Raw genomic sequence first — 19476 nt, forward strand, 5'->3', positions numbered from 1 at the left:
GGTCGGCTCCACGTTAGGTGAAGGTCGCGAACCCTCGGAGGGGATTGCGCGCCCGCGGCGCGGACGCTACCGACCGACGTCGCCGGTCAGTGCGCCATCGGTGCGGGTGCGTCGTCGGACTCATCCGGCTTGCGAATGAAGAACGCGCCCACGATGAGGGTCAGCGACACGATCGCGGAGATGAGGAACGCGGCGTGCGCGCCCTGGGCGCCGGCCGCGATCTCGTCGGTGCCGGCGTCCATGGCGGCCGTCTGCACCCCCGACATGACGGCGACGAGCAGAGCGATGCCCGCGGCGCCGCCGACCTGCTGCATGGTGCTGACGACCGCCGAACCGTAGGAGTAGAACCGGCGGGGGAGCGAGGCCAGTGAGGCCGTGAACAGCGGGGTGAACGACATCGCCAGGCCCAGCGACAGGGCGGTCTGCGCGATGAGGATGAGCCAGATCGGCGTGTTCTGATCGAACGTCGTGAACATCCACAGCACGCCGGAAGCGATGATCGAGCCCGGGAAGAGCAGCACCCGCGGCCCGAAGCGGTCGTAGAGGCGTCCGACGACGGGACCGGCGAGTCCCATCAGCAGCGCGCCGGGGAGGACCACCAGCCCCGTCACCGAGGCGGAGACCTCGAGCACGTTCTGCATGTAGAGCGGAATGATCGTGATGGCGCCGAAGAACGAGATCGACAGCAGCCCGAACTGGGCGACCGAGAGCGAGAAGTTCGCCGAACGGAACACACGCAGATCGAGCAGGGGCACGCCGCGCGTCTGCAGCGCGATCTGGCGCCACGCGAACAGGGCGAGGGCGATGGCGCCCACCGCGAGAGACACGATCAGCGTCGTGGTGGCGGCCGTACCGGCGGCCTCTTCGGCGGCGGAGCCACCGTGTGCGGCCGCGCCGCCGATCTGGCTCAGGCCGTAGACGACGCCGCCGAACCCGAACGCGGACAGGACCACGGAGAGTGCGTCGATCGGCTCACGGATCGTCTCACCGATGTTGCGGATCCATATCGCGCCCACCGCGAGCGCCGCGAGGGCGATCGGCAGCACGATGCCGAAGATCCAGCGCCAGCCGAGGGTGTCCAGCAGCACGCCGGACATCGTCGGACCGATGGCGGGTGCGAGCGCGATCACCATGCTGACGCGTCCCATCATCCGGCCGCGCGCGTGCGGCGGCACGACGTTCATGATGGTCGTCATCAGCAGCGGCATCATGATCGCCGTGCCCGAAGCCTGCACCACGCGTCCGACCAGCAGGGTCGGGAAGCCGGGCGAGACCAGGGCGATGAGGGTCCCGAGCGAGAACAGGCTCATCGCCGCGATGAACATCACCCGTGTCGGGAAGCGGCGCAGGAGGAAGCCGGTGATCGGGATGACCACGGCCATCGTGAGCATGAACGCCGTGGTCAGCCACTGCGCCGCGACGGCGGTGATGCCGAGATCGGTGATGAGGTGGGGGATGGCCACACCCATCGTCGTCTCGTTGAGGATCGCGACGAAGGCCGCGGCCAGGAGGAGCCAGATGACCCGGTTGCCGTCGGCCGAGACCGTGCCCGTGCGAGGAAGGCCGACGGTGCCGGTGCCGGGCTGGACGTCAGTGGCGGCCATGGGGTCTCCGATGGATCGGTCGCGCGAGCGAGAGGGAGAGGATGCGCGAGCGCGCAGCAGAACCGCGCCGAAAACGGCGCACGTCACAGGCTAACGGCGGCAGCCGACACCGGTATTCCCACTCCGCGGATTTTTCCGCGGAGTTGTCGGAGTCTCAGCTGTCGGAGGCCTCGTCGTCCCACTGCTCGGACCCGATCGCGTCGGTCGGCTCCGGCGTGGGCTCGCGGTCCTGCCAGCCGTGAGGCGTCGGGTTGACCATCTCCTCCACGGGCACCTTCTTCAGCTCGTCGATCTCCTCGCGCAGCGCCTCGAGGTCGGATCCGTCGTGTGCAGGCTGGTCGCCGGAGGTGCTCATGGAGCCGAGCCTACCGTGCACGGTTAGCCTGAATCCATGACGATGCTCGGGCCGCCCGGCCGCGGTGGAGGCTTCCGCGGTGTCGACGAGGCCGCGCAGCGTCGACAGAACGCGCAGGCTCCGCGGGTGCGGAATCTGGGGTCCCGCGTGGTGGCGCTGTTCCGGCCCTACGCGGGGCGCATCGCGGTCACCGCGGTGCTGGTGATCGCCGCCGCGGCGGTCGCGGTCATCCCGCCTCTGCTGGTGCAGCGCGTGTTCGACGACGCCCTGTTCCCCGTCGACGGATCGGCTCCGAATCTCTCACTGCTCGTGGTGCTGGTGGCCGCGATGATCGGACTCTTCCTGCTCTCCTCAGGTCTGTCGGTGATTCAGACCTGGCTCACCGCCACCGTCGGAAACAGCGTGACGGGCGATCTGCGCGTGCGCCTGTTCGAGCATCTGCAGTCCATGGAACTGGCCTTCTTCACGCGCACCAAGACCGGTGCCATCCAGTCCCGTCTGCAGAACGACGTCGGCGGTGTGGCCGGGGTGCTCACCAACACCGTCACCAGCATCTTGGGCAACGCCGTGACCGTCGTCGCCTCGCTCGTCGCGATGGTGATCATCGACTGGCGCCTCACGCTCATCGCCGTCGCGATCATGCCCTTCCTGGTGATCGTGCAGCGGCGAGTCGGTCAGGTGCGGGCCCGCATCGCCGGCGAGACCCAGGAGTCGCTGTCGGAGCTGACGGCCATCACCCAGGAGACCCTGAGCGTGTCCGGCATCCTGCTGTCGAAGTCCTTCAACCGGCAGCGCACCGAGTCGCAGCGTTTCCAGGAGGAGAACCGCAATCAGGTGCGGCTGCAGGTGCGCCGGGCCATGAGCGGTCAGGGATTCTTCGCGGTCGTGCAGGTGCTGATGTCCAGTGTTCCGGCCATCATCTACCTGGTCGCGGGCTATCTCATCACCGGCGGCGCCGACGCGATCACCGCGGGCACGATCGTCGCCTTCACGACCGTGCAGGCGCGCCTGCTCATGCCGCTCATGGGCCTCATGCGCGTCGCGCTCGACCTCCAGACGTCCTCGGCGCTGTTCGCCCGCATCTTCGAGTACCTCGACCTGACACCGACGATCAGCGACCGCCCCGACGCCATGAGCGTCGACGACGCTCCCGGCCCGCTCGGTCGTGTCGAGTTCCGCGATGTCGCGTTCCGGTATCCGGATGCCGCCCCGGACACCGCCGCGACCCTGGACGGCGTCTCCTTCGAGGTAGAGCCGGGACAGCACGTCGCGTTCGTCGGGCCCTCGGGCGCGGGCAAGACGACGATCCTCTATCTCACCCCGCGCATGTACGCCGCGACCGGCGGCGAGGTGCGCTTCGCCGGGGCGAACGTCGAGACCCTCGCTGGCGCGTCGATCATCGACCACGTCGGCATCGTGTCGCAGGAGACGTACCTGTTCCACGCGTCCATCCGCGAGAACCTGCGCTACGCCAAGCCCGATGCGACCGACGCCGAGCTCGAAAGCGCATGTCGCGCGGCGAACATCCACCACGTCATCGCGCGATTCGCGGACGGGTACGACACCGTCGTCGGCGAGAGGGGATACCGGCTGTCCGGCGGGGAGAAGCAGCGCATCGCGATCGCCCGCGTGCTGCTGAAGGACCCGCCCGTGCTCCTCCTGGACGAGGCGACCTCCGCACTCGACACGGTGTCGGAGCGGGTGGTGCAGGAAGCGCTGGAGACGGCATCGCGGGGGCGCACGACGTTGTCGATCGCGCACCGGCTGTCGACGGTGATCGGCGCCGATGTGATCCATGTCGTCGATGGCGGCCGCATCGTCGAGTCCGGCACGCACGGCGACCTCGTCGCCCGGGGCGGCCTCTACGCGGAACTCGCGGCCCAGCAGCTGGCGGCCTCCCGCATCCTGGAGACCGAGGAGGCGGAGCCGCATCCCCCGATGCCCGAACGTCGCGGCGACCGGGCCCCCGATGACGTCGTCGACCCCGAAGTCGTCACCAGAGGCTGACCGCGTCGATCGTCGCCCGCAGCGCCGGATCGAGCCGCGTGCGAGCGGACTCGGCGCGATCCCAGACATCGCGGGTGAACGCACCCAGAAGCTTGCGGTAGGCGGGGTCGGGGTGGGATTCGGCGATGGGCACGAGGCGCGGCACATCCATCGACAGGATGAGGAGCACCCGCTCCTGCAGGGCGGCCGGCACGCGCGCCGCGTCGAGGACGCCCAGCCCCGCCGTCATCGCGTCGAGGCAGTCCCGCAGCACCTCCACCCGCTCCTCGTGCTGGGTGATCGAGGAGCCGTCGGCACGCACGCGCCAGCGCACGACCACGTCGGGCACCGTGTCGAACCGGCGGGCTCGCGTGTACATCTGCTGGGCCAGCACCTGGTCCTCGTAGAGGCGACCCTCGGGAAATCGCAGGCCGGCTCGCCGCCAGAAGTCCGACCGGCTGACCTTGGACCACGCCACCACGTTTCCTCCGGCGGCCGGATGCGCCGCCAGAGTGGTCGCTCGCCGGGCGGGGGCGGTCGCCGCCGCGACCCACGGCTGCACCTCGCCCTCGACGTAGCCGCCGCGGCCGTCGGGACGAAGTCGGGTGTACGCCCCGACGGCGAAGTCGCTGCCGGTTTCCTCGAGGACGCCCAGCAGGGTGGCCAGCGCCGTCGGGGTGAGCTCATCGTCGGCGTCGAGGAAGCCGAGGTACGGGGTGCCGACGCGGGCGAGCCCGGTGTTGCGTGAGGCGCCCAGCCCGCGCCGGTGCTCGTGCCGCACGAGGCGGAAGCGGCGGTCGGAAGCGGCGGCTGTCGCGAAGACCTCGGCGGTGGTGTCGTCCGACCGGTCGTCGACGAGCACGGCGGTCCAGTCCTCGCGGGTCTGCGCCCTGAGGGAGGCGAGGGCGGCGGGTGCGTAGCCGGCGACGTTCCAGCCGGGAACGATCACGGTGATCGCAGGACTCGTCACGTGCCTGATCCTCCAGCTGCCGCGTCACACCGCGGCGACCGAGGCGGCGACGGCGACGGCGACGGCATCCAGCGACCCGACCCACGCGTGCGGCAGGGTGAATCTCACCGCGGTGCGGGCGAGATCGTGCTCGACACCGATCGCGGTGAGCACGTGGGAGGCTTCCTCGCTTCCCGCCGCACACGCCGATCCGCTGGAGGAGATCACGCCGCGACGCTCCAATTCGAGCAGCACCGCTTCGCCGCTGACGCCGGCGAAGGTGAAGCTCGCCGTTCCCGGGAGGCGCCTCTGGGGGTGACCGGTGAGCCGTGCCGAGGGAACCTCGCGCAGCACGCGCGCGACGAAGGCGTCCCGCGCCGCCGCGACCCGGGCCGCGGCCTCCTCGCGCTCGGCCTCGGCGAGTTCGAGCGCGACGGCGAAGCCCACCGCGCCCGCGACGTTCTCGGTCCCCGATCGTCGATCGCGCTGCTGACCGCCGCCGTGGATCACCGGCTCGAGGGGGATCCGCCCGCGGATCATCGCGACGCCGATGCCCTTCGGGGCGCCGAGCTTGTGTCCTGCGAGCGTGAGCGCGTCGGCGCCCAGCCCGGACAGGCGCATCCACCCGGCGGCCTGCACCGCGTCGAGGTGAAGACGCGCCGACCCACGAGCGTCGGCCAGCGCGGCCGCATCCTGCACGGTGCCGATCTCGTTGTTGGCCAGCCCGATGCTCACCACGGCCGTGTCCGGCCGCACGGCACCGGCCAGGTCGCCGGGATCGATGACCCCGTCGGCGTCGACGGGGAGCACCGTCACCTCGAAGCCGTGCAGCCGACGCAGATAGCCGACGGATGCGAGCACGGACTCGTGCTCGATCGGGGACGTGATCACATGCCGCGCGCCGGAGTTCTGCAGGGCCGCCAGCGCGATGCCCTTGATCGCGAGGTTGTTGGCCTCGGTCCCCCCGGAGGTGAACACGATGTCGCCGGGCCGCACGCCGAGTACCCGCGCCACGCGGCGCCGGGCGTCGTCGAGCGCCGCCGCGGCTTGCTCGCCGACGGTGTGGTGGCTGGAGGGGTTGCCGTATGCCGAGGTGAGAAAGGGCGACATCGCCTCGAGCACCTCACGCCGCACCGGTGTCGTGGCGGCGTTGTCCAGGTAGAGGCCCGACACCTCCTCACGCCTCCGATGCCGCGACCCGGATGTCCAGGCCGAGGTCGAGAGCGCGGGCTGAGTGCGTGAGAGCTCCCACAGAGATGACGTCGACGCCGGTCTCGGCGATCGCGCGCACCTGCTCGAGCGAGACCCCTCCCGACGCCTCCACGATCGCTGCGCCGCCGATCCGCTGCACGCCGGCGCGCAGATCGTCGAGGGAGAAGTTGTCGAGCATGATCGTGCCCACACCGGCCGCGAGGACTGCGTCGAGCTGGTCGAGCCGGTCGACCTCGACCTCGACGTGGGTCGTGTGGGGAAGCCGCGCTATGGCACCGTTCAGGGCCGCGGTGACGGAGACGCCCCGGTCCTTCAGGACCGCCAGATGGTTGTCCTTGACCATCACGGCGTCGCTGAGCGATGTGCGATGGTTGTGGCCGCCGCCGCAGCGAACCGCGTGACGCTCGAAGGTGCGCAGGAGCGGCGTGGTCTTGCGCGTGTCGGCGATGCGCGCGCCCGTGTGCGCGACCTCGGCGACGTACCGGGCGGTGAGGGTGGCGATCCCCGACATCCGCTGCACGAAATTCAGACCCACCCGTTCGGCCGTGAGCACGGCGCGCGCCGCTCCGGTGACCACCGCGAGCGTGCGTCGCGCCGCGAACGCTTCACCGTCCGCGTAGCGCACGTCGACGTCGATCGACGGGTCGGTGAGTCGGAACGCCGCTGCGAAGACGGTGCCGCCGGCGAAGACGCCCGGCTCACGCGAGGTCAACTCTGCGCGGGCGACGGCGTCTTCGGGGATCAGGGTCTCGCTGGTCAGGTCGCCCCAGGGCGCGTCTTCGTCGAGTGCGGCCTCGACGATCCGGTCGATCACACGGCGGGTCAGCATGGGGCTCCGATCAGGGCGGGGGAGCGGTGCGCGGACGGACCGGCGTTCGGCTCATCGATGCGGACGTGGGCACCGACCGAGCCGGTACGGGCGGATGCCGCCGCGAGCATGTGCTCGGCGACCAGCAGCAGGTTGTCGTCTTCGGCACCGGAGTCGTTCGCCGCGGTCTCCGGCCGGGCACTCCGCCATGCTGCGACCGTCTCCGCGGCCTGACGGAGACCCTCGCCGTCGCGGAGGAGTCCGGCGTGTCGCCACATCAGATCCTGCAGGGCGGCGCGGGTGAACGGCGTCGTCGGAGCTCCCGTGTTCCGTGCGGGAAGTGCTGCGGCTACCGGCGGGGTCGCGCGGGACGCTGTGATGCCGGACCGGCTGCCCGCGTCGGCTGCGGCTGCCACCCGCGCACCGAACACCACCCCTTCGAGAAGCGAATTGGAGGCCAGCCGGTTCGCGCCGTGCAGTCCGGTCCGTGCCGTCTCACCCGCGGCCATCAGACCCGGAACGCTCGTGCGGCCGTCGAGGTCGGTGACGACGCCGCCCATCAGGTAGTGGGCCGCCGGCGTTACCGGGATCGGCGTCCGCGACCAGTCGATTCCGGCCGCTCGCACGGCGCGGTCGATCGTGGGGAAGCGGGCCGCGAGGAAGGCGGTAAGGGCGTCGGCATCGTGACGGAGACCGGTGGCGTCGAGATGCACGGGCCGCCCGCCCTGCCGCATCATCGCGTCGGCGATTGCACGGGCGACGACATCGCGGGGGGCGAGCTCGCCGTCGGGATGAGCGTCCAGGGCGAAGCGGCGTCCGGTGTCGTCGATGAGCACGGCGCCCTCGCCACGGACGGCTTCCGACACCAGGAACGGCTCGGGCGCAGCGAGCACGGTGGGGTGGAACTGCACGAACTCCAGATCGGCGACGGCCGCCCCGGCGCGCAGGGCCATGGCGATGCCATCGCCGGTCGCGATACGAGGATTGGTCGTGTGCGAGAAGAGGTGCCCCGCGCCACCGGTGGCGAGGACGACGGCATCGGCGGTCAGGACCTCGCCGTCGCGGATCGTCACGCCGCATGCGCGGCCATGCTCGATGACGATGTCGGCGGCGAAGCAGTGCTCCCGCACGGCGATCCCGGGCGTTCGTCGCACCATCGCCGACAGGGCACGCTGGATCTCGCGACCGGTTGCGTCGCCGCCGGCATGGATGACCCGCGCGGAGGAGTGCGCGGCCTCGAGACCGCGGACGAAGCGTCCGGTGTCGTCGGTGTCGAAGACGACCCCGCGTGCCACCAGCTCCGCGATCGCCGATGCTCCGGACTCGGCCACGATCCGCGCCGCGCTCGGGTCGCCGAGCCCCGCGGCGGCGGTCAGCGTGTCGGCGACGTGCGCGTCGACGCTGTCGTCGGGGAACGTCACGGCGGCGATGCCGCCCTGCGCCCACGCGGTCGCCGTGTCGTCGAGTGCGCTCTTGGTCACGACGGTGACCTCGATGCCGCGCGCGGCGCTGTGCAGGGCGGCGGTGAGGCCGGCGATTCCGCTCCCGACCACGACGAGGGTTCGCACGGGTCTCACCTCACGCCGCCGGGGGCTTGGCGGCGAGCATCCGTTCGAGCGCGACACGCGCGGGATCGGCCACCTCGGCCGGCACCGTGATGCGGTTCTCAACGCGCCCGGCGACAAGGCCCTCGAGCGTCCACGCGAGATATCCCGGGTGGATGCGGTACATGGTCGAGCACGGGCAGACCACCGGGTCGAGGCAGAAGATCGTGTGCTGCGGGTGCTCCGCGGCGAGCCGCTGCACGAGGTTGATCTCGGTGCCGATGGCGAAGGTCGTCGGCTCCGCGGCCGCCCGGATGGCCTTGCGGATGTAGTCCGTCGATCCCGACTCGTCGGCGGCGTCGACGACGGCCATGGGGCACTCCGGATGCACGATGACGCGCACCCCGGGGTGCTCCGCGCGTGCCTTGTCGATCTGGTCGACGGTGAAGCGCCGATGCACCGAGCAGAATCCGTGCCACAGGATGACGCGGGCGGCGTCGAGCGTGCCCTCGTCCGAGCCGCCGAGCGGTCGGTTCGGATTCCACATGGGCATCTGTTCGAGGGGCACGCCCATCGCCTTCGCGGTGTTACGTCCGAGGTGCTGGTCGGGGAAGAAGAGCACGCGGCGTCCGCGCTCGAACGCCCACTCCAGCACGGTGCGCGCGTTCGAGGACGTGCACACGATCCCCCCGTGGCGGCCGACGAAGCCCTTGATGGCGGCGGAGGAGTTCATGTACGTGACGGGGATGACCGGCACGCGGCCGTCCGAATCGACGGCGGCCATGTCTCCATAGACCTCTTCGAGCTGCTCCCAGCACTCCTCGACCTGGTCGATGTCGGCCATGTCGGCCATGGAGCAGCCCGCCGCGAGGTTCGGGAGGATGACCGCCTGCTCCGGCCCGGACAGCAGGTCGGCGGTCTCGGCCATGAAGTGCACGCCGCAGAAGACGATCGCCTCGGCATCGGGGTGCTCCAGCGCGGCGTTCGCGAGCTGGAAGGAGTCGCCGACGTAGTCCGCGTGGGTGACGACCTCTTCGCGCTGATAGAAGTGCCCGAGCACGACGACGCGGTCTCCGAGCGTGTCCTTGGCGGCGCGGATGCGTGCGTCGAGCTCGGCGTCGCTCGCCTCGCGGTACTCGGCGGGCAGCTCGCCCTGCCGGGGCGCGCCGGTGGGGATCACGTCGCCCATCGACGCGCCGGGGCCGTAGCCGGGTCGGGTATCGATCTCCCACGGGCCGTCGGCGAGGTCTGTCGAGCACGTGTCGGCAGGGTCGGAGCCGGCGACGATGCGCTGGATGAGGTGGTCGACGGAAGCGTCGGTGGGACGGGGCTGCAGCGTGACGGGGGTGGCGGCCATGGCGTCCTCTCTTCTCTCGATGGTGGCGGTCAGATGCGCGCGCCGAGCGGCCCGCGATCGGCCAGCTCGACGTCGCGGTTGTAGCGGTAGAGGCGGGCGGGGCGGTGGCTTCCGGTGCGGAACCGCTCGGTCGGGATGAGCGTTCCCGAGCCCTCGGCCTGACGCCGGAAGTTCGCGGGGTCCAGGCGCCGGCGCAGGATCGCCTCGTAGACCTCGCGCAGTTCCGCGAGGGTGAACTCGTCCGCGAGGAGGCCGTGCGCGATGCGGCTGTAGCCGACCTTGTTGCGCAGGCGCCACAGCGCGTAGTCGACGATCTCGTTGTGGTCGAAGGCGAGCCGTGGCAGGTCCGTCGCATCGAACCACGCGACGTTCTCGGGAGCGTCGCCGGCCGCGGCGTGGGCGGCCAGCTGCGCATCCACGTCGTCTTGGCGCAGCAGCGCCCAGTAGATGATCGAGACGACGCGGCCGGGGGAGCGGTCGACGTCGCCGAAGGCGTAGAGCTGCTCGAGGTAGCTCGGCTGGAGACCGGTGGTCTCGGCGAGCGTCCGCGATGCGGCGGCATCCAGCCCCTCGGAGATGTCGAGCCACCCTCCGGGGAGCGCCCACCGTCCTTCGTGGGGATCGCGGGTGCGGCGCACCAGAGGCAGGCTGAGCGAGATCGCGTCGCCGCGACGGCGCACGGTGAAGATGACCGTCGAGACGGCGACGCGCGTGACGTCATCACCGGTCTCGGAACTTCGTGTCACCATGACCATTACCTCCGCGACCGATCTTAGTGTCGATGGAACCAGAAGTCCAACCGCGGCTCCGTCGGCACCGCCCGGCGGTCTCATAGCTGTGGCGTCTAGGGTGCGAGGGGGAGGACTCGTGCTGCTGCTGGACATCGTGCTGATCGTGATGCTCGTCATCGCGTTGATCGTGGGCGCCGTGCGCGGCTTCATCGCCAGTCTCGGCTCCCTCATCGGCCTGGTCGTCGGCGTGCTCGCGGCGTGGTGGCTCGTGCCCCTGGTCAACGATGCGTGGCCCTATCCCGAGTGGCGCTCGCTCGTCGTCGTGGGGCTCGCCCTCGTTCTGGTGCTCGGCGGGACGGCGATCGGCGCGGGCATCGCCGGCAGGATCCGCTCCGGCGTCGACCGCACGCCGCTGCGCATCATCGACCGGCTGCTCGGGGCGGCCGCCGGCGTGGTGGCCACCGCCCTCGCCCTGTCCCTCATCGGCGCGAGCGTCACCGCCACCGGCGCGCCGATGCTCGCTCCGGCGGTCGGATCCTCGCAGGTGCTGCAGACGATCGATCGCTACACGCCGACGCCGGTGTCGCAGGCGATGGCACAGCTTCGCGCGATCGTGCTGGATGACGGCATCCCCCGGTTGGGGGAGCTGCTTGCGCCGCAGGCGGAGGCGACGGAGCCGCCGATCGCCCTCGACGACCCCGAACTCGCCACCGCGGCGGCATCCGTCGCGCGCGTCTCCGGCACCGCGTATGCGTGCGGCACGAGCTCCACCGGGAGCGGGTTCGTCATCGCCGCCGATCGCGTCGTCACGAACGCACACGTGATCGCGGGGGTCGACGAGCCGCTCGTGCAGCTCCCCGGCGGCCAAGCGCTCGCCGGTCGTGTCGTGTACTTCGACGCCGTCGACGACATCGCCGTGATCGCCGTCGACGGGCTCGATGCCGAGCCGCTGGCGCTCGGCGACGTGCTCACTCCCGGGTCCGCCGCCGTCGTGCAGGGCTACCCGCTGGGCGGGCCCTTCACCCAGAACAACGCGCAGGTGCTCTCCACCGGCACCGTTCCGGTCCCGGACATCTACTCCGACCGGTCCGAGCCCCGGGAGATCTACACCCTCGAGGCGCTCGTGCGTCCCGGCAATTCCGGCGGACCGGTGCTCACCGGTGACGGGGTCGTCGTGGGCATCGTCTTCGCACGTGGGCAGAACGACGACACCCGCGGCTATGCCGCGACCAACACGGAGCTCGTCGACGTCGCCGCCGCCGCTCCGGGTCTGACGGACCCGGTCTCCTCCGGCGACTGCACGAGCTGATCGCAGGCCGCGCCACTCCGGCGAAAGACTGTTCCCCGTCTCGACCGACTGGCTATGCTGGTCGGACACGTCAACACAGGCCGACGATCGGGTCGGGAGAGCCCCGGGTGACCGGGCACCGAAGGAGCAAGCCTCCCCGCCAATCTCTCAGGTAATGCGTACCGCTCCGATCTGGCCGACTCTGGAAAGCGACCCTGCACGCGGGGTCCGCCGATGGTGAAAGTCCGGGCATCCGTGCCTCGACGAATCTCTCAGGCCCATGACAGAGGGGGAGTTCACATCCGCTCGTCCGAACGGATGCCCGACCGGACCGGGAGAACTCATGACCGACCCCCGCACCACGGCGCTGCACACGCGCCACCAGGCACTCGGCGCCTCCTTCACCGACTTCGGCGGATGGCTCATGCCGGTGCGCTACTCGTCGGATCTCGCCGAGCACCGCGCGGTGCGCGAAGCGGCGGGCCTGTTCGACATCTCGCACATGGCGGAATTCCTCGTGACCGGCCCCCGCGCCGGCGATTTCCTCGACGACGCCCTCGCGGGTCGGTTCTCGGCGCTCCCGATCGGCAAGGCCACCTACTCACTCGTCCTGACCGAATCGGGCGGCATCGTCGACGACGTCATCGTCTATCGCCTCGGTGAGGAGTGGTTCCTCGTCATCGCCAACGCCGGCAACCGCGACGCGGTCGGCAGTGCGCTCGACGAGCGGCTGCGCGCTTTCCCGGCACCCACTCCGGCGAGCGCCGCCGACGAGAGTGGTTCGTTCGCGTTCGTCGCCGGAGCCCAGCCCCGCGTGGAAGACGTCTCCGACGTCTCTGCGCTGATCGCCCTCCAAGGTCCCCGGGCCGCGCAGATCCTCGCCGACGTGAGCGGACTCGAGCTCGTCGCGCCGCCGGTCGGACGCGACGGCGTGCCCGAGGAGTGGGCGGTCGCGGATCTCGGCTCCTACGCGGCACGCGGAGCGGCGTTCGCGGGCACGACCGTCGTCGTCTGCCGCACCGGCTACACCGGCGAAGACGGATTCGAACTCCTGATCGCCGCCGACGCCGCGCCTGCGCTGTGGGACGCCGTCCTGGAGGCGGGAGAGCCCCAAGGGCTCATTCCGGCGGGACTCGCCGCGCGCGACACCCTTCGCCTCGAAGCGGGCATGCCGCTCTACGGCCACGAGCTCGGCCGCCATGTCCGTCCCGCTCAGGCCGGGCTCGGCCGCGTCGTCGCGATGGGCAAAGACGACTTCGTCGGAAAGGCAGCGCTCGCCGAGGCCCAGGACCCGGCGGCGCGGGTGCTCGTGGGGCTCGTCTCCGGGGGCCGCCGGGCCGCTCGTGCGGGCTACGCCGTACTGGCCGGAGACGACATCGTCGGCGAGGTCACCAGCGGCGCCCTGAGCCCCACGCTCGGCCATCCGATCGCGATGGCCTTCGTCGACCCCGCCCAGGCAGAGCCCGGAACAGCCCTCGCCCTCGACGTGCGGGGGACCCGCATCCCCGCGACCGTGACCGCCCTGCCCTTCTACCGGAGGAACCGATGACCGACACCACCGCCCTGAAGTACACCGCCGAGCACGAATGGATCGCCCTGGACGGCGACACCGCGACCATCGGCATCACCGCCTTCGCCGCCGAGAAGCTCGGCGACATCGTCTTCGTCGAACTGCCCGGTGTGGGATCCGAGGTCTCCGCGGATGCCGTCTGCGGCGAGATCGAATCGACCAAGTCGGTCGGAGAACTGTACGCGCCGCTGACGGGAACCGTCTCGGCCGTCAACGACGCCGCCGTGGACGATCCGTCGCTGGTGAACTCCGACCCCTTCGGCCAGGGGTGGCTCATCAAGCTCACCGTCGACCCGGCCGCCGTCGACGGACTCCTCGACCACGAGGCGTACGCGAAGCTCACCGGCGGGCAGGCGTGACGGGCGGAGCCGCGGCCTTCGCCGCCCGCCATATCGGCACGGACGGTGCCGCCCAGCGGGTCATGCTCGACACGATCGGCTACGCCGACACCGCCGCTCTCCTGGAGGCGGCCGTTCCGGCGTCCATCCGTCTCGCCGACGGAGCCGGCCTGCACCTCGAGGCCGCCACCGAGGCCGAAGCGCTCGCCGAGCTGCGCACCCTCGCCGACGGCAACACCGTCGCGCGATCGATGATCGGGCTCGGCTACCACGACACCCACACCCCCGCGGTCATCGCACGCAACGTGTTCGAGAACCCGTCGTGGTACACCGCCTACACCCCCTATCAGCCCGAGATCTCCCAGGGGCGGCTGGAGGCGCTCATCACCTTCCAGACGATGGTGACCGATCTCACCGGGCTCGACACGGCGAACGCATCGATGCTGGACGAATCGACCGCGGTCGTGGAGGGCATGCTCGTCGCGCGACGCGCGTCGAAGAGCCCCTCGAACGTCTTTCTGGTCGACGCCGACGCGCTGCCGCAGACGCACGCTCTCCTCGCTCACCGCGCCGCGGCGCTCGGGATCGAGCTGCGCCCGGTCGACTTCACCGCAGGCGCCTCGGTCGACGGTGACGCGTTCGGCGCCTTCATCCAGTACCCCGGAGCCTCCGGGCAGGTGTGGGACCCCGCCGAGGTCATCGCCGCGGTGAAGGATGCCGGCGGTCGCGTCGTCGTCGCCGCCGACCTGCTCGCGCTCACCCTGCTGCGCTCGCCCGGCTCGCTCGGGGCCGACATCGCCGTGGGGACCACCCAGCGATTCGGCGTGCCCATGGGCTTCGGCGGGCCGCACGCCGGCTACATGGCGGTGCGTTCCGGCCTGGAGCGTCAGCTTCCCGGACGCCTCGTCGGCGTGTCGCAGGACGCCGACGGCGCCCCCGCCTACCGCCTGTCCCTGCAGACGCGCGAGCAGCACATCCGTCGAGAGAAGGCGACGTCGAACATCTGCACCGCGCAGGTGCTGCTGGCGGTCATGGCGGCGATGTACGCCGTCTACCACGGCCCCGAGGGCCTGCGTGCGATCGCCCGGTCGGTGCACGGGCAGGCGACGCTCGTCGCCGACGCGCTCACGGCGCGGGGGCTGCCGGTGCTCGCCGAATCGTTCTTCGACACGATCCAGGTGAGGGTGGCGAACGCCGACGCCGTGATCGACGCCGCCCGCGCGCGCGGCATCCTGCTTCGCCGGGTGGACGAGGGCACCGTCGGGGTGAGCTTCGATGAGGTCTCGGCGTCGACGCGCGGGATCGTCGAGGACCTCCTGGCGGCGTTCGGGGGCGCGGATGACGCCGGGGCGGCGCCCGCCGGCGGGCCTGTCGGCACGGCCGCGGCGCAGTCCTTCCCGGCGGCGCTGCGGCGCACGGACGACTGCCTCACGCATCCGGTGTTCACCACCCACCACTCCGAGACCGCCATGATGCGGTACCTCAAGCAGCTCGCCGACCGTGACTACGCCCTCGATCGCGGGATGATCCCGCTCGGGTCGTGCACCATGAAGCTCAACGCCGCCACCGAGATGGCCGCGGTGTCCTGGCCCGAGTTCGCGCGGATGCATCCGTTCGCGCCTGCCGAGCACGTGACGGGATACCTCGACCTCGTCACGCAGCTCGAGCAGTGGCTCGCCGACCTGACGGGCTACGACGCCGTCTCGCTGCAGCCGAACGCGGGATCGCAGGGCGAGCTCGCCGGCCTCCTCGCGATCCGCGGCTACCACCGCTCGCGCGGTGACGATCGGCGCGCGGTGTGCCTCATCCCGTCGTCGGCACACGGGACCAACGCCGCGTCGGCGGTGCTGGCGGGCATGCGGGTCGTCGTGGTGGCGTGCGATGAGGCCGGCAACATCGACCTCGACGATCTGCGCTCGAAGGTGGAGGCGCACCGGGACGAGCTGTCGGCGCTCATGATCACCTATCCGTCGACGCACGGGGTCTACGAGCACGACGTCATCGAGATCACACGGGCGGTGCACGACGCCGGCGGTCAGGTCTACGTCGACGGCGCGAACCTCAACGCCCTGCTGGGGTTCGCCCGCTTCGGAGACCTCGGCGGCGACGTTTCGCACCTGAATCTGCACAAGACCTTCGCGATCCCGCACGGCGGCGGCGGTCCGGGCGTCGGACCCGTCGCCGCGAAAGCCCATCTCGCCCCCTTCCTGCCGTCGCACCCGCAGGCGCAGCGGGCGGAGCATGCCGGTGGGCACGCGTTCGACGGCGGCCCCGTCTCCGCGGCGCCGTACGGTTCGGCGTCGATCCTGCCGATCTCGTGGGCGTACGTGCGCCTCATGGGAACGCGGGGGCTCACCGAGGCCACGGCGTCGGCGGTGCTGGCGGCGAACTACATCGCGGCGCGGCTGAAGGACCACTTCCCGGTGCTCTACGCCGGGGAGAACGGCCTCGTCGCCCACGAGTGCATCCTCGACCTCCGGCCGCTGCGGGAGTCGACGGGCATCACGGTCGACGATGTCGCCAAGCGACTCATCGACTACGGCTTCCACGCCCCGACGATGTCGTTCCCGGTGGCGGGCACCCTCATGGTCGAGCCGACCGAGTCGGAAGACCTTGCGGAGCTCGACCGGTTCGTCGAGGCGATGATCGCGATCAAGGGCGAGGCGGACCGCGTCGCGACGGGGGAGTGGCCGGTCGGCGACAACCCCCTCGTGAACGCCCCGCACACGGCGGCATCGATCGCCGCGGCCGATTGGCCGCATCCCTACTCCCGGGAGACCGCGGTCTTCCCGGTGCGCAGCCTCGTGCGCACGAAGTACTGGCCGCCGGTGCGTCGCATCGACCAGGCCTACGGCGATCGCAATCTCGTGTGCGCCTGCCCGCCGCCCGAGGCCTTCGCCTGACCCCGTTGCGAGACCCGGGTTCGCGTCCGACACCCGGGTCTCGGCGGTCGGGGGTCAGAAGAGGGCCGGCCAAAGGGCGACGGCCAGCGGATAGCCGACGAAGGCGACGACGTCGAGCAGCGTGTGGGCGATCACGAGAGGCATGACGCGACCCCAGCGGTGGTAGCACCAGCCGAAGACGACACCCATCGCGATGTTCCCGACGATCGCTCCGAAGCCCTGGTAGGCGTGGTACGCGCCGCGGAGGGCGGCGGTCGAGAGGATGATCGTCCACGTCGACCACCCCACACGCCGCAGCCGATCGAAGAGGTAGCCGATGAAGATGACCTCCTCGGTCAGTCCCGCCCGGAGCGCTGACAGGGCGAGGAGCGGGATCGTCCACCATGCCGCGTCGAGGGGCGAGGCCACCACCGAGACGGTGACACCGAGGGCGCGTCCGGCGGCGTAGAGCGCCAGCCCGGGGATGCCGATCGCGGCCGTCAGGAGCACTCCGCGGCCGAGGTCGCCGCCGAAGCGGGAAAAGTCCAGGCCGATCCGGCGCAGAGCGCTCTTCCCGGGTTCCCACAGCAGGTAGATCACGAGCGCGACCAGGGCGAGATCGAAGAAGAGGTCGAGCAGCCGATAGAGGGCATCCCACAGCGCGAGGTCGTCGCGCGCAGTGTTCAGCTGCGCCTCCTGCTGCCCGAGCGGAGTCTCGACAAGGAGGCGACGCACGAGCGTGAGCAGGCTGTAGACGGCGGACTGTCCCACCGTCACGGCGAGGACCAGACCGATCTCCCACCACGTGCGAGCGTTGCCGAAACGTGCAGAGTCGGGGGCGGGGGACGACGTCACGTTGTCAGATTGTCACATTCCGGTCGCCTTGAGTTAAGGCTCTGTAACGTTTGCCAAGGATGTTTTGACCATCTCCCACCCCGTGCTTAGGGTTTTCCCATCCGCGCCTGAGCCGGGTCATACCCGGGGTCAGGCGCATAAACCTGCACAGGAGGAATAGTGAGAATCAAGCGCTTCGCGACGGCGGTGGGCCTCACCGCGGTCGGAGCCCTGGTGGTTTCGGGCTGCGCGCCCGGCGGCGACAGCGGCGACTCGGGTCTGGTCGAGGGATCATCCATCACCGCCGCATGGAACCAGGCGTTCTATTCGATGAACGGCAACACGTCGTTCGGAAACGCCACGGCGAACAACAACATCAACTACTTGGTGCTCGACGGGTTCAACTACTACAACAACACCCCGGAGCTCGTGCAGAACACCTCGTTCGGCACCTACGAGCTGGTGTCGGAAGACCCGCTGACGGTCACCTACACCGTCGCCGAGGGCGTCAACTGGTCCGACGGCACTCCTGTGGACGCCGCCGACCTGATGCTGAACTGGGCCGCGCTCTCGCGCGCGCTGGACACGCCGGACTTCGACCCGAACGACTTCGTCGACCCCGACACCGGTGAATTCACCGACGCGTTCCCGACCGATGTCGTCTACTTCGACTCGGGTGCCACTCCCGACTCGGGCATGGGCCTGGTCACGGAGACCCCGGAGATCGGCGACGACGGCCGGTCGATCACGATGACGTTCAACGAGCCGTTCGTGGACTGGGACCTCGTCTTCGCGTCCCCGCTCCCGGCCCACATCATCGCCGAGAAGTCCCTCGACATCGAGGACGCCGACGAGGCCAAGCAGGCCGTCCTCGACGCGATCGAGTCCGAGGACGCCGCCGCCCTTGCGCCGATGGCCTCCTTCTGGAACTCGGGCTTCAACTTCACCGAGATGCCCGAGGACACCGACCTCGTGACCGCGAGCGGCCCGTACATGATCAGCGACTACGTCGCCGACCAGTACGTCACCCTCACCGCGAACCCCGAGTACTCCGGTGACAACTCGCCGAACATCGAAGAGATCACCATCCGCTTCATCCCCGACCCGCTCGCCGCGGTGCAGGCGCTGGAGAACGGTGACGTCGACATCATCCAGCCGCAGGCGACCGCCGACATCACGACGGCGCTCGAGGCGATCGACGGCATCACCGTCACCACCGGTCTCGGCGGCACGTACGAGCACGTCGACCTGCAGTTCGACAACGGCAAGAACCCCGAGAACATCTTCAGCAACCCGCAGGTGCGCGAGGCGTTCATGATGACGGTTCCGCGACAGGAGATCGTCGACACGCTGATCAAGCCGATCATCGGCGACGACGCGATCCTGCGCGACTCGCAGCTGTTCGTTCCGGGCGCCGAGGGCTACGACGAGTCCGCCGCGAACAACACGTCGGCCGACTACGCCGAGGTCGACATCGAGGGCGCGCGTCAGCTGCTCGAGGAGTCGGGTGTCACCGACACCTCGGTCTGCATCCTCTACGCCTCGAACAACCCGCGCCGCGTCAACGAGTTCGCGCTCATCCAGGCGTCGGCCAACGAGGCCGGCTTCGATGTCACCGACTGCGGTTCGGAGGAGTGGGGCGGTCTGCTCGGAACGCCCGGCGCCTACGACGCGTCGCTGTTCGGATGGCAGTCCACGAGCCTGGGCGTCACCAACTCGCTGCCGACCTTCGTCACCAACGGCATCAACAACCTGAACTTCTACTCCAACGAGGAGGTCGACAGCATCATCTCGCAGCTGAACGTCGCCTTCGACCCGCAGGAGCAGATCGATCTTCAGGTCGAGATGGACCGCCTGCTGTGGGAGGACTTCTACGGCGTGACGATCTACCAGTTCCCTGAGGTCACGGCCTTCAGCGATCGCGTGGAGAACATCGACCCGTCGATCCTCGCCCCGACGATCTTCTGGAACGCCTGGGACTGGGCAGTCACCGACAGCGCCACCGAGGAGTGATCCGC

Annotated in this window: 15 protein-coding genes and 1 riboswitch; of the genes, 6 read left to right on the forward strand and 9 right to left on the reverse strand. The window is 70.3% G+C overall.

The features are described 5' to 3' along the window. Positions 1–86: 86 nt before the first annotated feature. Positions 87–1604 (reverse strand): DHA2 family efflux MFS transporter permease subunit, encoded by a 1518-nt coding sequence (locus ACGG9C_RS03480; RefSeq protein WP_194384963.1) that lies wholly within the window; start codon positions 1602–1604, stop codon positions 87–89. Positions 1605–1758: 154 nt separating this feature from the next. After that, on the reverse strand, positions 1759–1959 hold the full coding sequence (locus ACGG9C_RS03485) for a hypothetical protein (protein WP_071042904.1): 201 nt from the start codon (positions 1957–1959) through the stop codon (positions 1759–1761). 42 nt (positions 1960–2001) lie between these two features. On the opposite strand from ACGG9C_RS03485, the gene ACGG9C_RS03490 reads away from it, so the two are divergent. Then, positions 2002–3966: an ABC transporter ATP-binding protein gene (locus ACGG9C_RS03490; RefSeq protein ID WP_071043359.1), complete on the forward strand. Its 1965-nt coding sequence runs from the start codon at positions 2002–2004 to the stop codon at positions 3964–3966. On the opposite strand, the gene ACGG9C_RS03495 is transcribed toward ACGG9C_RS03490, so the two are convergent. Genes ACGG9C_RS03495 through ACGG9C_RS03520 form a run of 6 tightly spaced genes read right to left on the reverse strand, consistent with a single transcriptional unit; the run spans position 3953 to position 10570 of the window. Further along, on the reverse strand, positions 3953–4915 hold the full coding sequence (locus tag ACGG9C_RS03495) for a glycosyltransferase family 2 protein (protein ID WP_194384964.1): 963 nt from the start codon (positions 4913–4915) through the stop codon (positions 3953–3955). The two genes, ACGG9C_RS03490 and ACGG9C_RS03495, sit on opposite strands and share 14 nt — an antisense overlap. Positions 4916–4939: 24 nt before the next feature. Next, positions 4940–6067 (reverse strand): cysteine desulfurase family protein, encoded by a 1128-nt coding sequence (locus ACGG9C_RS03500; RefSeq protein WP_075807065.1) that lies wholly within the window; start codon positions 6065–6067, stop codon positions 4940–4942. A 4-nt stretch (positions 6068–6071) separates the two neighbouring features. Continuing rightward, positions 6072–6935, reverse strand: coding sequence for a carboxylating nicotinate-nucleotide diphosphorylase (nadC, locus tag ACGG9C_RS03505; protein ID WP_194384965.1), 864 nt, complete (start codon positions 6933–6935; stop codon positions 6072–6074). Continuing rightward, complete coding sequence (gene nadB / locus ACGG9C_RS03510; protein ID WP_194384966.1) at positions 6929–8482, reverse strand: L-aspartate oxidase; 1554 nt, start codon at positions 8480–8482, stop codon at positions 6929–6931. Before nadB ends, nadC begins: the two co-directional genes overlap by 7 nt. 10 nt (positions 8483–8492) lie before the next feature. Continuing rightward, on the reverse strand, positions 8493–9815 hold the full coding sequence (gene nadA / locus ACGG9C_RS03515; RefSeq protein WP_194384967.1) for a quinolinate synthase NadA: 1323 nt from the start codon (positions 9813–9815) through the stop codon (positions 8493–8495). A gap of 29 nt (positions 9816–9844) precedes the next feature. Then, positions 9845–10570 (reverse strand): NUDIX domain-containing protein, encoded by a 726-nt coding sequence (locus ACGG9C_RS03520; protein WP_083336351.1) that lies wholly within the window; start codon positions 10568–10570, stop codon positions 9845–9847. 94 nt (positions 10571–10664) lie between these two features. On the opposite strand from ACGG9C_RS03520, the gene ACGG9C_RS03525 reads away from it, so the two are divergent. The 4 genes from ACGG9C_RS03525 to gcvP all read left to right on the forward strand — a co-directional run bounded on the left by ACGG9C_RS03525 (position 10665) and on the right by gcvP (position 16645). Next, positions 10665–11855, forward strand: coding sequence for a MarP family serine protease (locus ACGG9C_RS03525; RefSeq protein WP_228480976.1), 1191 nt, complete (start codon positions 10665–10667; stop codon positions 11853–11855). Between the two features lie 83 nt (positions 11856–11938). Beyond that, a riboswitch (glycine riboswitch) is annotated at positions 11939–12029 on the forward strand. 148 nt (positions 12030–12177) lie between these two features. Then, on the forward strand, positions 12178–13383 hold the full coding sequence (gene gcvT / locus ACGG9C_RS03530) for a glycine cleavage system aminomethyltransferase GcvT (RefSeq protein ID WP_071042912.1): 1206 nt from the start codon (positions 12178–12180) through the stop codon (positions 13381–13383). Then, positions 13380–13763 carry a glycine cleavage system protein GcvH gene (gene gcvH / locus ACGG9C_RS03535; RefSeq protein WP_071042913.1) on the forward strand — a complete coding sequence of 128 codons (384 nt, stop codon included), beginning with the start codon at positions 13380–13382 and terminating at the stop codon, positions 13761–13763. The genes gcvT and gcvH overlap by 4 nt, the downstream gene beginning before the upstream one ends. Positions 13764–13825: 62 nt before the next feature. Then, complete coding sequence (gene gcvP, locus ACGG9C_RS03540; RefSeq protein ID WP_237673326.1) at positions 13826–16645, forward strand: aminomethyl-transferring glycine dehydrogenase; 2820 nt, start codon at positions 13826–13828, stop codon at positions 16643–16645. Positions 16646–16699: 54 nt separating this feature from the next. On the opposite strand, the gene ACGG9C_RS03545 is transcribed toward gcvP, so the two are convergent. Further along, positions 16700–17479, reverse strand: coding sequence for a CPBP family intramembrane glutamic endopeptidase (locus ACGG9C_RS03545; RefSeq protein ID WP_071042914.1), 780 nt, complete (start codon positions 17477–17479; stop codon positions 16700–16702). Positions 17480–17638: 159 nt separating this feature from the next. Here ACGG9C_RS03545 and ACGG9C_RS03550 point away from each other — a divergent pair, with 159 nt between their 5' ends. Continuing rightward, positions 17639–19471 (forward strand): ABC transporter family substrate-binding protein, encoded by a 1833-nt coding sequence (locus ACGG9C_RS03550; protein ID WP_071042915.1) that lies wholly within the window; start codon positions 17639–17641, stop codon positions 19469–19471. Positions 19472–19476: the final 5 nt, after the last annotated feature.

This window comes from Microbacterium sp. MTN4-26, from assembly GCF_042846595.1.
GTDB classification, from domain to species: Bacteria; Actinomycetota; Actinomycetes; order Actinomycetales; family Microbacteriaceae; genus Microbacterium; species Microbacterium luteum.

Coding starts and splice junctions, on each gene's coding strand:
- ACGG9C_RS03480 (WP_194384963.1), bottom strand. CDS start 1,604: ATGGCCGCCACTGACGTCCAGCCCGGCACCGGCACCGTCGGCCTTCCT.
- ACGG9C_RS03485 (WP_071042904.1), bottom strand. CDS start 1,959: ATGAGCACCTCCGGCGACCAGCCTGCACACGACGGATCCGACCTCGAG.
- gcvH (WP_071042913.1), top strand. CDS start 13,380: ATGACCGACACCACCGCCCTGAAGTACACCGCCGAGCACGAATGGATC.
- gcvT (WP_071042912.1), top strand. CDS start 12,178: ATGACCGACCCCCGCACCACGGCGCTGCACACGCGCCACCAGGCACTC.
- nadC (WP_194384965.1), bottom strand. CDS start 6,935: ATGCTGACCCGCCGTGTGATCGACCGGATCGTCGAGGCCGCACTCGAC.
- ACGG9C_RS03490 (WP_071043359.1), top strand. CDS start 2,002: ATGCTCGGGCCGCCCGGCCGCGGTGGAGGCTTCCGCGGTGTCGACGAG.
- nadA (WP_194384967.1), bottom strand. CDS start 9,815: ATGGCCGCCACCCCCGTCACGCTGCAGCCCCGTCCCACCGACGCTTCC.
- ACGG9C_RS03520 (WP_083336351.1), bottom strand. CDS start 10,570: ATGGTCATGGTGACACGAAGTTCCGAGACCGGTGATGACGTCACGCGC.
- gcvP (WP_237673326.1), top strand. CDS start 13,826: ATGCTCGACACGATCGGCTACGCCGACACCGCCGCTCTCCTGGAGGCG.